Genomic DNA, 16,045 nt, shown 5'->3' on the forward strand with positions numbered 1-16,045 from the left:
CTTACCGAAGTAAAAGGAAATCTCATCTTGAGGGGGGCTTCATGCTTAGATGCTTTCAGCACTTATCCCGTCCGCACGTAGCTACCCAGCTATGCCTTTGGCAAGACAACTGGTACACCAGCGGTGCGTCCATCCCGGTCCTCTCGTACTAAGGACAGCTCCTCTCAAATTTCCTGCGCCCACGACGGATAGGGACCGAACTGTCTCACGACGTTCTGAACCCAGCTCGCGTACCGCTTTAATGGGCGAACAGCCCAACCCTTGGGACCGACTACAGCCCCAGGATGCGATGAGCCGACATCGAGGTGCCAAACCTCCCCGTCGATGTGGACTCTTGGGGGAGATAAGCCTGTTATCCCCGGGGTAGCTTTTATCCGTTGAGCGATGGCCCTTCCATGCGGAACCACCGGATCACTAAGCCCGACTTTCGTCCCTGCTCGACTTGTAGGTCTCGCAGTCAAGCTCCCTTGTGCCTTTACACTCTGCGAATGATTTCCAACCATTCTGAGGGAACCTTTGGGCGCCTCCGTTACTCTTTAGGAGGCGACCGCCCCAGTCAAACTGCCCACCTGACACTGTCTCCCAGCCCGATAAGGGCTGCGGGTTAGAATTTCAATACAGCCAGGGTAGTATCCCACCGACGCCTCCACCGAAGCTAGCGCTCCGGCTTCTCAGGCTCCTACCTATCCTGTACAAGCTGTACCAAAATTCAATATCAGGCTACAGTAAAGCTCCACGGGGTCTTTCCGTCCTGTCGCGGGTAACCTGCATCTTCACAGGTACTATAATTTCACCGAGTCTCTGGTTGAGACAGTGCCCAGATCGTTACGCCTTTCGTGCGGGTCGGAACTTACCCGACAAGGAATTTCGCTACCTTAGGACCGTTATAGTTACGGCCGCCGTTTACTGGGGCTTCGGTTCAAAGCTTCGCTTGCGCTAACCTCTCCCCTTAACCTTCCAGCACCGGGCAGGCGTCAGCCCCTATACTTCGCCTTACGGCTTCGCAGAGACCTGTGTTTTTGCTAAACAGTCGCCTGGGCCTATTCACTGCGGCTCTCTCGGGCTTTAACACCCTAACAGAGCACCCCTTCTCCCGAAGTTACGGGGTCATTTTGCCGAGTTCCTTAACCAGAGTTCTCTCGCTCACCTTAGGATTCTCTCCTCGCCTACCTGTGTCGGTTTGCGGTACGGGCACCATACTCCTCGCTAGAGGCTTTTCTTGGCAGTGTGAAATCAGGAACTTCGGTACTATATTTCCCTCGCTATCACAGCTCAGCCTTATCGAGAAGCGGATTTGCCTACTTCTCAGCCTTACTGCTTAGACGCGCATATCCAACAGCGCGCTTACCCTATCCTTCTGCGTCCCCCCATTGCTCAAACGGAGTGGAGGTGGTACAGGAATATCAACCTGTTATCCATCGCCTACGCCTTTCGGCCTCGGCTTAGGTCCCGACTAACCCTGAGCGGACGAGCCTTCCTCAGGAAACCTTAGGCATTCGGTGGAAGGGATTCTCACCCTTCTTTCGCTACTCATACCGGCATTCTCACTTCTAAGCGCTCCACCAGTCCTTACGGTCTAGCTTCAACGCCCTTAGAACGCTCTCCTACCACTGTTCGTAAGAACAGTCCGCAGCTTCGGTGATACGTTTAGCCCCGGTACATTTTCGGCGCAGAGTCACTCGACCAGTGAGCTATTACGCACTCTTTAAATGGTGGCTGCTTCTAAGCCAACATCCTGGTTGTCTAAGCAACTCCACATCCTTTTCCACTTAACGTATACTTGGGGACCTTAGCTGGCGGTCTGGGCTGTTTCCCTCTTGACTACGGATCTTATCACTCGCAGTCTGACTCCCATGGATAAGTCTTTGGCATTCGGAGTTTGACTGAATTCGGTAATCCGATGAGGACCCCTAGTCCAATCAGTGCTCTACCTCCAAGACTCTAACACATGAGGCTAGCCCTAAAGCTATTTCGGAGAGAACCAGCTATCTCCAGGTTCGATTGGCATTTCACCCCTACCCACACCTCATCCGCTCACTTTTCAACGTGAGTCGGTTCGGGCCTCCATTCAGTGTTACCTGAACTTCACCCTGGACATGGGTAGATCACCTGGTTTCGGGTCTACGACCACGTACTCATTCGCCCTATTCAGACTCGCTTTCGCTACGGCTCCGTCTCTTCGACTTAACCTTGCACGGGATCGTAACTCGCCGGTTCATTCTACAAAAGGCACGCTATCACCCATTAACGGGCTCTAACTACTTGTAGGCACACGGTTTCAGGATCTATTTCACTCCCCTTCCGGGGTGCTTTTCACCTTTCCCTCACGGTACTGGTTCACTATCGGTCACTAGGGAGTATTTAGCCTTGGGAGATGGTCCTCCCTGCTTCCGACGGGATTTCTCGTGTCCCGCCGTACTCAGGATCCACTCAGGAGGGAACGAAGTTTCAACTACAGGGTTTTTACCTTCTATGACGGACCTTTCCAGATCGCTTCATTTACCCCGTTCCTTTGTAACTCCATGTTGAGTGTCCTACAACCCCAAGAGGCAAGCCTCTTGGTTTGGGCTAATTCCGTTTCGCTCGCCGCTACTCAGGAAATCGCGTTTGCTTTCTCTTCCTCCGGGTACTAAGATGTTTCAGTTCCCCGGGTCTGCCTTCCATACCCTATGTATTCAGATAAGGATACTGCTCCATTACGAGCAGTGGGTTTCCCCATTCGGAAATCTCCGGATCAAAGCTTACTTACAGCTCCCCGAAGCATATCGGTGTTAGTCCCGTCCTTCATCGGCTCCTAGTGCCAAGGCATCCACCGTGCGCCCTTAATAACTTAACCGTTGACCAAAATAGGTCATGTGTCGATATCAGCGATGATATCTATAAAGAAAATTACTAAGATGAACGATATTTTGTGAATATCTTGATATTAGTTACATTATCTAGTTTTCAAGGAACAACTGCAGGCGCTCTCCCAGCTGAGCTAAGGCCCCTTAAAGTTCTATAATTAAAAAATGGTGGGCCTAAGTGGACTCGAACCACCGACCTCACGCTTATCAGGCGTGCGCTCTAACCAGCTGAGCTATAGGCCCCGACTATCTATGAGAGAGATCTCTCAAAACTAAACAAAACAACAAGCGTACATTCCTTAGAAAGGAGGTGATCCAGCCGCACCTTCCGATACGGCTACCTTGTTACGACTTCACCCCAATCATCTGTCCCACCTTAGGCGGCTGGCTCCAAAAGGTTACCCCACCGACTTCGGGTGTTACAAACTCTCGTGGTGTGACGGGCGGTGTGTACAAGGCCCGGGAACGTATTCACCGCGGCATGCTGATCCGCGATTACTAGCGATTCCGGCTTCATGCAGGCGAGTTGCAGCCTGCAATCTGTAGCCCAGGTCATAAGGGGCATGATGATTTGACGTCATCCCCACCTTCCTCCGGTTTGTCACCGGCAGTCACCTTAGAGTGCCCAACTGAATGCTGGCAACTAAGATCAAGGGTTGCGCTCGTTGCGGGACTTAACCCAACATCTCACGACACGAGCTGACGACAACCATGCACCACCTGTCACTCTGTCCCCCGAAGGGGAACGTCCTATCTCTAGGAGTGTCAGAGGATGTCAAGACCTGGTAAGGTTCTTCGCGTTGCTTCGAATTAAACCACATGCTCCACCGCTTGTGCGGGCCCCCGTCAATTCCTTTGAGTTTCAGTCTTGCGACCGTACTCCCCAGGCGGAGTGCTTAATGCGTTAGCTGCAGCACTAAAGGGCGGAAACCCTCTAACACTTAGCACTCATCGTTTACGGCGTGGACTACCAGGGTATCTAATCCTGTTTGCTCCCCACGCTTTCGCGCCTCAGTGTCAGTTACAGACCAGAAAGTCGCCTTCGCCACTGGTGTTCCTCCAAATCTCTACGCATTTCACCGCTACACTTGGAATTCCACTTTCCTCTTCTGCACTCAAGTCCCCCAGTTTCCAATGACCCTCCACGGTTGAGCCGTGGGCTTTCACATCAGACTTAAAGGACCACCTGCGCGCGCTTTACGCCCAATAATTCCGGACAACGCTTGCCACCTACGTATTACCGCGGCTGCTGGCACGTAGTTAGCCGTGGCTTTCTGGTTAGGTACCGTCAAGGTGCGAGCAGTTACTCTCGCACTTGTTCTTCCCTAACAACAGAGCTTTACGACCCGAAGGCCTTCATCGCTCACGCGGCGTTGCTCCATCAGACTTTCGTCCATTGTGGAAGATTCCCTACTGCTGCCTCCCGTAGGAGTCTGGGCCGTGTCTCAGTCCCAGTGTGGCCGATCACCCTCTCAGGTCGGCTACGCATCGTCGCCTTGGTGAGCCGTTACCTCACCAACTAGCTAATGCGCCGCGGGCCCATCTGTAAGTGATAGCCGAAACCATCTTTCAATAAAGAACCAGGAGGTTCCTTATATTATCCGGTATTAGCTCCGGTTTCCCGAAGTTATCCCAGTCTTACAGGCAGGTTGCCCACGTGTTACTCACCCGTCCGCCGCTGACCTTTCAAAAGCAAGCTTTTAAAAGGTCCGCTCGACTTGCATGTATTAGGCACGCCGCCAGCGTTCGTCCTGAGCCAGGATCAAACTCTCCAATAAAGAGTCTGAGCTTTTGCTCAAAATTTGCTAGCTTGTGTTACTTAAATCATTTTGTCGTGTTCCGTAGAACCGACGTTATGACGCTGTTGTTTTGTTTAGTTTTCAAAGAACTCTTTTGTGTTGTCGCCTTTCAAAAGCGACTTCATTAATATATCATTTATTTCATTTTAAGTCAACATCTTTTTATTATCTTTTTTCGATAGTTATGTAAGATGCAACTCGTTGTCGTTGCTGACTTGATTGATTATAGCATGGGTGGATTAGGGATGCAATTACTTTTTTAATATATTTTTATTTTCTTGTTTGTAACAGAAAAAACAAAGGAAACCTGATAGATTTCCTTCGTTTTTTTGTTGGGACATATAGCAATAGAGTTATTTTAAAACTTCTTCTATATGAATATCTAATTCTTGATTTAAGGTGAGGAATTGATTGGAATCAATGTCTCTAACCATCGGCCTAGACGGATATTGCGGATCAATAAAGGCAACCTCTACAATTTTATTATTAGAAAGCTTTATCTTGTCACCTATGCTGAAACTGCAAACATTTGACGTGAGAGCTTGAACGATAGAAAGATCATATTTCCCAAAGGTTTCATGTTTCAGCTGTTCGATCACTTTAAATGGCGATTGTTTGCTGCGGTACTTCCTTGGTGACGTCATCGCATGAAAAACGTCTGCGACTGCAAGTATTTTTGTATAGGTGTGTATTTTGTCTTCTGAAAGTCCAAAAGGATAGCCAGTTTTATCGTAGCGTTCATGATGCTGCAATACAGCAAGCTTTATTTCATCCTGAATTACTGGTTGTTTGCTTACCATTTGATAGCTGAAGATAGGGTGTTCTTTTATTTGCGCAAATTCCTCTTTTCTTAGGGTCGCAACATTTTTCAAGATTTTCTGATCGATGCGGGACATGCCGCAATCCATTAAGAAGCCAGCTATGCCGACTTGAATGATATCTTTCTTTTTATAGCCAAGTGATTTTGCTATCGCAGAAGCAATGATGGCCACTGCTACAGAATGATGATAGATATAGTCTTCTTCATTTGTGTAATGATAGACGGCAAAGACTTCTTCTTGATATTGAAGGGATTTTTCAATTAAAGGGATAATTGTCTTGCGAACGGCACTATAATCAATTGGGGCACCTGAGCCCCATGCCTCGTACATTTTTTTGTAAGATTGCGTTGCTTTTAAGTACATCTGTAAGAAGGAATCCTCTTTTGGTTTATCTTCAATCATGGTTAACAATTGAGGGTTGAAGGGTTGGCCGTTTGAAAGGAAAGCTTCTATTTCGACTTTTTCTACCAAGAAAGACTCTAAAATTTCGATATGTTGATTTGTCAGAACGGTTCTCTTTGGCATAATCGGTTTTGATGTAAGTGCCTTTATTTCTTGTGCCAGAATACATCCTTCCACTAGCTGTTCGGTTTTCACTAACATGAACGCTCTCTCCTTATAAACAAAGAGGAACACATAAAAGTGCTCCTCTCTTAGAGTTGATCATTTACTCTTCTTATTCTTCGACCTCTTCTGTGAAATTTCCTTCTTCCAATTCTGTATCTTCCGTACCATCTTCTGGCTCGTCTTCTTTGTCTACTCTTGCGACTGTTGTCACAAATTCGTTCTCTGCAAGACGAATGAGCTTCACTCCCTGGGTGTTTCGGCCCATTTGTGAGATTCCATCGACCGACATGCGGATTAAGACACCACTTGCTGTAATCAGCATTAGGTCTTCCTCAGTGGTTACGGTTTTAACAGATACAAGTTCACCATTACGTTCGGTGATATTACATGTTTTAATCCCTTTTCCTCCACGGCTTTGTACACGGTACTCTTCCGCAGGAGTTCGTTTTCCATAACCGTTTTTGGTTACAACTAACACATCTAAGCCTTCATCAAGCAGTTCCATTCCTACTACTTCATCATTTTCAGCAATGGAGATTCCTTTTACGCCCGTTGCCGTTCTGCCCATGGAACGTACGTCTGTTTCATGGAAGCGAATGAGCATCCCGTTTTTCGTTCCAATGATCATTTCTTTTGTGCCATCTGTTAATTTTACAGAGATTAGTTCATCACTTTCGCGCAATCCAAGGGCGATTAGGCCGCCTTTACGGATATTGGCGAATTGAGATAATGGGGAACGCTTGGATATTCCATGCTTTGTTGTAAAGAATAGATACCAGTCATCCACAAAGTCTTCTACCGGAATAATGGCGTTGACCCATTCTCCTTTTTCCACCTCAAGCAAGTTAATGATTGGAATTCCTTTTGCTGTTCGGCTGAATTCTGGTATTTCATACCCTTTTGCACGATATACTTTCCCTTTGTTGGTAAAGAAAAGAAGTGTGTCATGAGTGGAAGTGGTCAATAGATGTTCAACAAAATCATTCTCGTTTGTTCCCATCCCTTGAATTCCACGGCCTCCTCTTCGCTGGCTACGGTATGTGGAAAGAGGCAGACGTTTAATATAGCCATTATGTGTAAGGGTAATAACGACATTTTGACGTGGAATTAAATCCTCATCTTCAATATTTTCAAAACCACCTACCATGATCTCCGTACGGCGAGTGTCGTTGAAACGGTCTTTTACTTCTGTTAGTTCCTCACGGATAATTTCAAGTACTTTTTCTTCATCTGCAAGGATTGCTTTTAGTTCAGCAATAAGCTGCATTAGTCCTTGATACTCTTCTTCTATCTTTTCGCGCTCTAAGCCTGTTAGACGTTGTAGACGCATGTCTAGAATTGCTTGTGCTTGTTTCTCAGATAGAGAGAATTCCGTCATTAAGCCTTCACGGGCTATATCAGCCGTTTGGGAACTGCGAATCAAGGTGATAACAGCATCTAAATGATCTAACGCTATACGCAGACCTTCTAAGATGTGTGCTCTTGCTTCCGCTTTACGCAGTTCAAATGCTGTTCGGCGCTTGATTACCACTTTTTGATGTTCTAGGTAGTGATACAGACACTGTTTCAAGTTTAATACTTTCGGTTCCCCGTTTACTAATGCAAGCAGGTTTATACCGAAGCTTGTTTGAAGGGAAGTCTGTTTATATAAGTTATTTAAAAGAACATTAGCATTCGCATCTTTTTTGACTTCCATGACAATACGCATACCATTACGGTCTGATTCATCACGCAAGTCAGAAATGCCTTCTATTTTTTTATCACGAACAAGGTCCGCAATCTTTTCAATCAGCTTTGCTTTATTAACCTGATAAGGTAGTTCGTGGACAAGGATAACTTCTCTGCCATTTGGTTTTGTTTCGATTTCCACTTTAGCACGAACCGTGATGGAGCCACGACCCGTTTCATAGGCTCTTCTAATACCGCTTCTGCCTAAGATTTGGCCCGCTGTCGGGAAGTCTGGCCCCGGAATGATTTCCATCAATTCGGGAATGGTAATGTCAGGGTCCTTACTTACGGCAAGTACTCCATCAATAATTTCGCCTAGTTGATGAGGGGGGATATTGGTTGCCATCCCTACGGCGATACCGGAAGCACCGTTTACAAGCAAGTTAGGAAAACGGGCAGGCAAAACAACCGGCTCTCTCTCGGAACCATCATAGTTATCTTGATAGTCAATTGTGTCTTTATTGATATCGCGAAGTATCTCCATGGAGATCTTCGACATTCTTGCTTCGGTATAACGCATGGCAGCTGCTGCGTCCCCATCGACAGATCCAAAGTTTCCGTGACCATCGATCAGCATGTAACGGAAGTTAAAGTCTTGTGCCATACGTACCATCGTGTCGTAAACAGCAGAGTCACCATGTGGATGGTACTTCCCGATTACTTCCCCTACGATACGGGCGGACTTTTTATAGGCTTTATCAGCAGTCATTCCTAAGTCATTCATGGCGTACAAGATACGTCGGTGTACAGGTTTTAATCCGTCCCTTACATCCGGCAGGGCACGGGATACGATAACACTCATGGCATAGTCCAGGAATGATGTTCTCATTTCCTGACTGATATTTATTTCTTTAACTGAGGACCTCTCAGACATAATAACGAACCTCCTTGCGAAATGTGAGTTCAAGACCACATTCGCTTTCGCTCTTCTCTATGTAAAAGACAGGATAGCATGACACGTCGCCACTGAATTATCACTAAATTCTTGGTGTTTGTTAACAACCGCTGTTGATTTCCGCAAATGGCTTCGCTTTCCGCGGGGCGACCTTGAGCCTCCTCGGCAAGCCTGCGGGGTCTCAACATTGTCGCTACCCTCCCGCTGGAGTCTTCGCCATTTGCTCCAATCACCAGCTAGAAACCATTAGAACTTTAGTTTTGATTTTTCAGTGGCTCGGCATAGTACTACCCCGCTTTTTTATGGATATATAAATTAGATATCCAGATTTTTTACATAACGGGCATTATCCTGGATAAAGTTTCTTCTCGGTTCTACTTTATCCCCCATTAGAATCTCAAATGTTTCATCCGCTTCAATTGCGTCTTGCAAACTTACCTGTAACAACGTTCTAGTCATAGGATCCATCGTTGTTTCCCAAAGCTGCTCAGGGTTCATCTCCCCTAATCCTTTATAGCGCTGGATGCCGGCTTTTGGTTGATCAGACATGGTCGCAAGGACTTCTTCAAGCTGGCGTTCATTGTATGCATACTCAATCTTTTTACCCTGCTGAATCTTGTAAAGAGGCGGCTGGGCGATGTAGATGTATCCATGTTCGATAATCTGGCGCATGTAACGGTAGAAGAATGTCAGCAAAAGGGTACGGATATGAGCACCGTCAACATCTGCATCCGTCATGATAACAATCTTATGGTAACGGGCACGGGAAATGTCAAAGTCTTCTCCGATTCCAGTACCTAGAGCGGTGATGATGGCACGTACCTCGTTGTTGGATAAGATTTTATCCAAACGTGCTTTCTCCACATTGATAATCTTACCGCGCAACGGCAAAATCGCTTGGAAGTGACGATCACGGCCTTGTTTCGCCGATCCTCCCGCAGAATCTCCCTCTACCACATATAATTCGCTAATAGACGGATCTTTAGAGGAGCAGTCCGCCAACTTTCCAGGAAGACTGGAGATTTCCAAGGCACTCTTTCTTCTTGTGAGTTCTCTTGCTTTTTTGGCTGCCATTCTTGCTCTGGAAGCCATTAAACCTTTTTCCACAATTTTTCTCGCTGCAGAAGGGTTTTCAAGAAGGAAGCCTTCGAATTTTTCCGTAAAAACAGAATCCGTCACCGTTCTTGCTTCACTGTTTCCTAATTTAGTTTTCGTCTGGCCTTCAAACTGAGGGTCTGGGTGTTTAATCGAAACGATAGCCGTCAAGCCTTCTCGAACATCTTCCCCTGTCAGGTTGCTGTCCGCATCTTTAAAAATATTGTTCTTACGGGCATAGTCGTTGATTACTCTTGTCAATGCCGTCTTAAAGCCAGATTCATGGGTTCCGCCTTCATAGGTGCTGATATTGTTGGCAAAAGAGTACAGATTGCTTGTGTAGCTGTCATTGTACTGCAGTGCCACTTCTATGGAGATACCGTCCTTTTCTCCCTCCACAAATACAACTTCCTCATGAATGACTTCCTTTGTACGGTTTAAATGCTCTACATAAGAAGCGATACCGCCCTCGTAGTGGTATTCATTCTTTTTCGGTGTCTCTTCGCGCTTATCTTCAATGGTGATACGTATTCCTTTATTTAAGAACGCAAGCTCACGAAGACGGTGTGCAAGCGTATCGTAGTCATACTCTTTTGTTTCTGTAAAGATTTCTTCATCGGGAACAAAATGAATGATCGTACCTGTGATATCTGTTTCGCCAATCACTTTCAGATCTTCATTTGGTACCCCTTTGTTGTATTTCTGGTAATGGATATTTCCATCACGATGGACATAAATCTTAAGCTCGGAGGAAAGGGCATTAACAACGGATGCACCAACCCCGTGCAGACCTCCGGATACTTTATAACCGCCACCGCCAAACTTTCCACCTGCATGAAGAACCGTCATAATTACTTCTACTGCCGGACGACCCATTTTTTCATGAATTCCAACTGGAATTCCACGGCCATTATCTTTTACAGTGATGCTGTTGTCTTTTTCGACAATCACATTGATCTCAGAGCAATACCCCGCCAATGCTTCATCGATACTGTTATCGACAATCTCCCACACTAAGTGATGCAGACCCTTGGCACTGGTGGAACCAATGTACATACCTGGTCGCTTTCTTACGGCTTCAAGGCCTTCTAGTACCTGTATATTACTTTCATCATAGCTGTTTTCTTGCAATTCTTTTTGGTCCATCGTCATATCTATCACCTTCACTTTTTATTTCTACACAATAGACTGATTGTCCTTTTGGACAACAAACGCATCTATAACAGGCAGTTTCTCTAATAAAGGAACTCCTCCACCGAAGTATCCATTCTTTTTTTCAAGGTTGTTGAGGCTAACGGAGAAAGGTATATGTTTTCTTCGGTAATCACGATTGATTTGATGTCATGTTTACTGATATTTTTAATGGATTTGTCTGCTACTTCCGGAAGAGTACTTTTCCAGTCAGATTGCAGGAGCCTGCGATCTAAAATAGCAATAATTTTAGAAGCGCGCACCATTACTTCTTCTCCAATATGCAAATACATGAGACTTCACCTCAATTTCGTTTCTTGATCGTACCGGAGACCACCTCATATGTAGCCGCTTGTTTCAGGGTTTGATGGTCAATTCCATCCACACTTGTTGTCGTCACGAAGGTTTGAACCTTCCCCTGAATGGTGTTTAAGAGATGGGACTGCCTATAATCATCTAACTCAGATAATACGTCATCTAAGAGCAGTATCGGATATTCCCCTACTACCGAGTGAATGAGGTCTATTTCTGCAAGCTTCAGCGACAGAGCTGTCGTGCGCTGTTGTCCTTGTGATCCAAATGTCTGGACATCTTTTCCGTTCACTTGAAAGAGCAGGTCATCACGATGGGGACCAAATAGTGTCACGCCTCTTTCAATTTCTCTATCTTTTATTTTATCAAACTTTTCGTTATATGCTTCTATCATTTTCGACAAGTTTGTTGTTTCTGATACATAATCAATGGATGGTTTGTAGATAATAGTCAATTCTTCCAAATCACGGCTGATGCTTTTATGAATTGGCTGAGCCCAGCTTTGCAGCAGTTGAACAAATTCCTGCCTCTTTTCCGTCACGCTCGCAGCCAATTCGATAAGCTGCTCTGTTAAAACAAACAGCATGGTTTCGTCTTTTTGCTTTCTTGTCTGTAACTGCTTTAAGTAATGATTGCGCTGCTGAAGTACTTTTTGATACCTCGACAGGTCATGCATATACCGCGGTGATACTTGTCCAAGTTCCATATCTATAAAACGTCGTCTTACCTGAGGACTACCTTTTACAAGGGTTAGATCCTCAGGTGCAAACATAACGATATTCATATTTCCGATATACTGACTTAATTTGGTTTGTTCAATATGATTAATCTTTGCTTTCTTCCCTTTTTTACTTATGACTAGTTGCAGCGGCAACTCTCCATTCCGTTTATGTATCCTGCCTTCTATTTTACCATACTCTTCGTCCCATCTGATAAGATCTTTATCATTGGACGTCCTGTGTGATTTTGCCATTGCCAATACATAGATAGATTCCATCACATTTGTCTTTCCTTGTGCATTTTCTCCTAATATGACATTCACACCATTTTCAAATACGGCATGCAAGCTTTCATAATTGCGATAGTGTCTTAACGTCAATTCTTCAATATACAATCCGTATCACCAACTCATCAGGAAACAACGACATATTTTCCATGACCATCTATTTCAATTACATCTTGTACTTTCAGTTTTCTTCCTCTTCTGTCTTCAAGCTCTCCGTTCACTTTCACTTCGTATTCTGAAAGAAACCATTTTGCCATCCCGCCTGATTGAATGACATCGGCCAACTTTAAGAATTGTCCAAGTGTAATCATTTCTGTTGATATTTGAATTTCTGTCATTATTTCGCGCTCACTTTCTTTTTAGGGATTAGTAATTCTTATACTATTCCCTTATTGTCTACTTCCTATTGTACTAGAACTTCTCCATATAGAAAAGAAAGCCACTAGGAATGGTCACTAGCAGCTTTCTGACTCTATGTTTATTAGTACGTTCTGACTGGCAGGATAAGTTGAAGCATGGAGTCATCATGCAATGTTTTGATGACAAACGGCCTCATCGCACCGGTGAAATTTATTAATATCTCGTTTCCTTCAAGCGCCTTTAAGGCATCCATCATATATTTTGCGCTAAAAGAAATTTTCAGTTCTTCACCATCAATGGAATTGCTTTGGACTTGTTCCACTACTTTTCCGACTTCTGGAGAATTAGAGGAAACTTCCAGTGTATCAGACTCTAAAGTAGCAAGCTTTACTACATTGTTTCGTCCTTCTCTTGCAAGCAGGCTCGCGCGATCGATCGCTTGTAGGAAATCTTTTGTTGTTACCGTGATATCCGTTTTACTTTCTGCAGGAATCAATCTGGACGTATCTGGATAGTTTCCGTCAAGCAGACGGGAGAAAAATAGGATGTTTTTAGCTTTAAACAGTACTTGGTTCTCTGTCACAACGATATCAAGCAGTTCGTTCGTATCATCTAAAATTTTATTTAATTCATTCAAACTCTTACCTGGAATGACTACATTGCACGTAATGTCGTTTTCTGCTTCCACCTTAGCTTTGCGTAAAGCCAAGCGATGGCTATCTGTTGCAATACAGATGAGCTCATGGTTTTCAAGCTTCCAGTTTACACCTGTCAAGATAGGGCGTGTTTCTGAGGTGGACACTGCAAAGACAGTTTGTCGAATAATGTTTTTTAGTAGGTCTGTTGGAACACGAAATACGTTGTGTTCCTCAACTTGTGGCAGATGAGGATATTCTGCAGCATCCTGACCATTTAGGTTAAATTCTGATTTACCAGAACGGATGGTCGTTACATACTGATTTTGCACCTCGATTTCGACAGTATCCATGGGAAGTTTTTTAATGATTTCACTAAAGAAGCGGGCTTGCAGTACAACACTTCCTGCTGTTTTCACTTCTACATTTTCCGATCCATCTTCTTCACAAGGAATGAAAGACTCAATGGAGATATCAGAATCACTCCCAGTAAGAGTAACTCCTTCTTCTGTAGCGACAATCTTTATTCCAGTCAAAATTGGAATGGTTGTCCGGGAAGATACTGCTTTTAGTACATCTTGAACGCTTTGAACCAGCTTGTCGCGTTGGATAATAAATTTCATCGTAATCCTCCTTAATGGGCAGGTCTATTTATATATTTTATTAATAAAAAACTAGTAGAAGTAATAGTAGGGGCTGTGATTATGTGGATAACTCGTATTTTTGTTACGAAGAGTAGATATCCACATGTGAATAACCTGTGTTTAACCAAGCACCACTTATACACAGTTTCCACTATTGCTCTATTTAACTTTTAAGAGAGTCAGCTATTGATTGAATTTGTTTTTGTAATGTTGTATCTGTTTTTACGAGATTGGAGATCTTTTCATGGGCATGAATAACGGTCGTATGATCTCGCCCTCCGAATTCCTCTCCAATTTTCGGTAAGGAATAATCTGTGAGTTCTCTTGAAAGATACATGGCAATTTGTCGAGGGAAAGCAACCGATTTCGTTCGTTTCTTTGCTTTAAAGTCCTCTAATTTGACATTGTATTCTTCTCCAACGGTCCGTTGAATGTCATGAATAGTCACTACTCTAGGCTTAGAACTTGGAATGATATCTTTCAGTGCTTCTGCTGCCAAGTCAGCATTAATATCCTTATTGATCAGGGAAGAATAGGCAACCACACGGATAAGTGCCCCCTCAAGTTCACGGATATTAGAATCAATTTGATTAGCGATGTAGAGCATCACTTCATTTGGGATATCTAACCCTTCTGCTTTCGCCTTCTTACGCAAGATAGCAATACGGGTTTCTAAATCTGGTGGTGTGATGTCTGTAATTAAGCCCCATTCAAAGCGGGATCTAAGGCGGTCTTCCAATGTCGGAATCTCTTTTGGAGGCCGGTCACTAGAGATGACAATCTGTTTGCTTTCTTCGTGCAATGTATTAAATGTATGGAAAAATTCCTCTTGAGTTTGTTCTTTTCCGGCAAGGAATTGAATATCATCAATAAGCAACACATCGACATTTCGATATTTATTACGAAAATCGACAGCCTTGTTGTCACGAATGGAGTTAATGAATTCATTCGTGAATTTTTCAGATGATAAATAGACCACCTTTGCTGCAGGATTATGCTCAATAACATAATGGCCGATGGCATGCATTAAGTGGGTTTTTCCTAGTCCTACTCCCCCGTAAATAAATAGAGGATTATAGGCTTTAGCTGGAGCTTCAGCCACTGCCAAAGAGGCAGCGTGAGCAAACCTGTTTCCAGAACCGATGACGAATGTGTCGAATGTGTATTTCGGATTCAGCATATTTTGAGGAATTTCGATCATATCATCGTCTTTTTTCATTTTTGCAGGAGGAGTTTTTATCTCAATCTCTTCATCTGCTTGGTTTTGAGGAATAATAAATTTGATGGATAATTCTTCACCAGTGATATCAGAGATGGTTTCTGCGATAAGACCGGAATATCTGGACTCGAGCCAGTCACGTGCAAATTCATTTGGTGCAGTGATTACGAGATTATCTCCCTGCAAAGAATGAGCTTTGGTACTCTTCAACCATGTTTCAAAGCTTGGTTTACTTATTTTTTTCTCTATCTGACTTAGTGCTTTGACCCATAGATCAGAAATATTTTTCATCATGAATCCCCCTTTCGTTTTGTGTCTGGCACCCCTTTTACAAAAGAAAAAGGTGCTTATCTGTACAAGTTTTGTTCAACAAACACTCTGCTAGAAAAACACCCGTTGTATGTTTATTCATTCGTATACTGTGAAAAAGATATTATATAGTAGAAAAGTAGTTTTCGACAAAAAACCACACCTGTGGACAAATACTTACACACACCCTTGGATAACTATCCACATCTTATCCACAATCTGTGGAAAACTATTTTCTGTTAATCATTTATTAAGAGTGAAAACACAATAATAATATCAAAAAAAACCTTATGTTGCAATTGCTTTTTATGATTATCCACAACTACCACAAATTGTGGAGAAAAGTTTTCCACAACACAAGATACTGTGTAAACCTTGTCGATAAGTGCTGTGGATGACGAAAAATAGCGAAAAAAGTTATTCACAGGTTAAAAAAAGTTAAACGTATAAATGGGGTCAGACCCCTTTTTTGAGGTTCCAGGCCCCGACATTGAAATAGCTTAGCAAGATCAAAAGTTTGTTTTCGGGGTCAGGCACCTTTTGTTTGATTTTGTTGTTGGTTTAATGAAGTGAATTTGGTTGTTAGTTTTTACTATATAAAAAGAAAGGGTTGCTTTG

General features: G+C 43.8%; 8 protein-coding genes, 1 tRNA gene and 2 rRNA genes. All 11 read right to left on the reverse strand.

Going from position 1 to position 16,045, the window contains the following annotated elements; translation table 11 throughout:
• Window positions 1-2,836, reverse strand: a 23S ribosomal RNA gene (locus FZC76_RS03965); the annotation flags it as partial.
• 176 nt (window positions 2,837-3,012) lie between these two features.
• Window positions 3,013-3,089 (reverse strand) — tRNA-Ile (locus tag FZC76_RS03970).
• Window positions 3,090-3,149: 60 nt separating this feature from the next.
• Window positions 3,150-4,624: ribosomal RNA gene (locus FZC76_RS03975) — 16S ribosomal RNA — on the reverse strand.
• 374 nt (window positions 4,625-4,998) lie between these two features.
• The gene (locus FZC76_RS03980; RefSeq protein WP_148986999.1) at window positions 4,999-6,069 is read right to left on the reverse strand and encodes an HD-GYP domain-containing protein; all 1,071 of its coding nucleotides are present in this window, start codon (window positions 6,067-6,069) and stop codon (window positions 4,999-5,001) included.
• Between the two features lie 73 nt (window positions 6,070-6,142).
• Window positions 6,143-8,635 carry a DNA gyrase subunit A gene (gene gyrA / locus FZC76_RS03985; protein WP_148987000.1) on the reverse strand — a complete coding sequence of 831 codons (2,493 nt, stop codon included), beginning with the start codon at window positions 8,633-8,635 and terminating at the stop codon, window positions 6,143-6,145.
• A 336-nt stretch (window positions 8,636-8,971) separates the two neighbouring features.
• A complete protein-coding gene (gene gyrB, locus FZC76_RS03995; protein ID WP_148987488.1) occupies window positions 8,972-10,897 on the reverse strand; it encodes a DNA topoisomerase (ATP-hydrolyzing) subunit B in 1,926 nt (641 codons plus the stop codon).
• 89 nt (window positions 10,898-10,986) lie between these two features.
• Window positions 10,987-11,235: an extracellular matrix regulator RemB gene (remB, locus tag FZC76_RS04000; protein ID WP_148987002.1), complete on the reverse strand. Its 249-nt coding sequence runs from the start codon at window positions 11,233-11,235 to the stop codon at window positions 10,987-10,989.
• Between the two features lie 11 nt (window positions 11,236-11,246).
• Window positions 11,247-12,368, reverse strand: coding sequence for a DNA replication/repair protein RecF (gene recF / locus FZC76_RS04005; protein ID WP_148987003.1), 1,122 nt, complete (start codon window positions 12,366-12,368; stop codon window positions 11,247-11,249).
• A 17-nt stretch (window positions 12,369-12,385) separates the two neighbouring features.
• The gene (yaaA, locus tag FZC76_RS04010) at window positions 12,386-12,601 is read right to left on the reverse strand and encodes a S4 domain-containing protein YaaA (protein WP_392396780.1); all 216 of its coding nucleotides are present in this window, start codon (window positions 12,599-12,601) and stop codon (window positions 12,386-12,388) included.
• A 140-nt stretch (window positions 12,602-12,741) separates the two neighbouring features.
• Window positions 12,742-13,878, reverse strand: a complete 1,137-nt coding sequence (dnaN, locus tag FZC76_RS04015; protein WP_148987004.1) for a DNA polymerase III subunit beta — start codon at window positions 13,876-13,878, stop codon at window positions 12,742-12,744.
• 184 nt (window positions 13,879-14,062) lie between these two features.
• Complete coding sequence (gene dnaA, locus FZC76_RS04020) at window positions 14,063-15,409, reverse strand: chromosomal replication initiator protein DnaA (protein WP_148987489.1); 1,347 nt, start codon at window positions 15,407-15,409, stop codon at window positions 14,063-14,065.
• Window positions 15,410-16,045 lie beyond the last annotated feature (636 nt).

The organism is Sutcliffiella horikoshii (assembly GCF_008180725.1).
Classification (GTDB): Bacteria; Bacillota; Bacilli; order Bacillales; family Bacillaceae_I; genus Sutcliffiella_A; species Sutcliffiella_A horikoshii_B.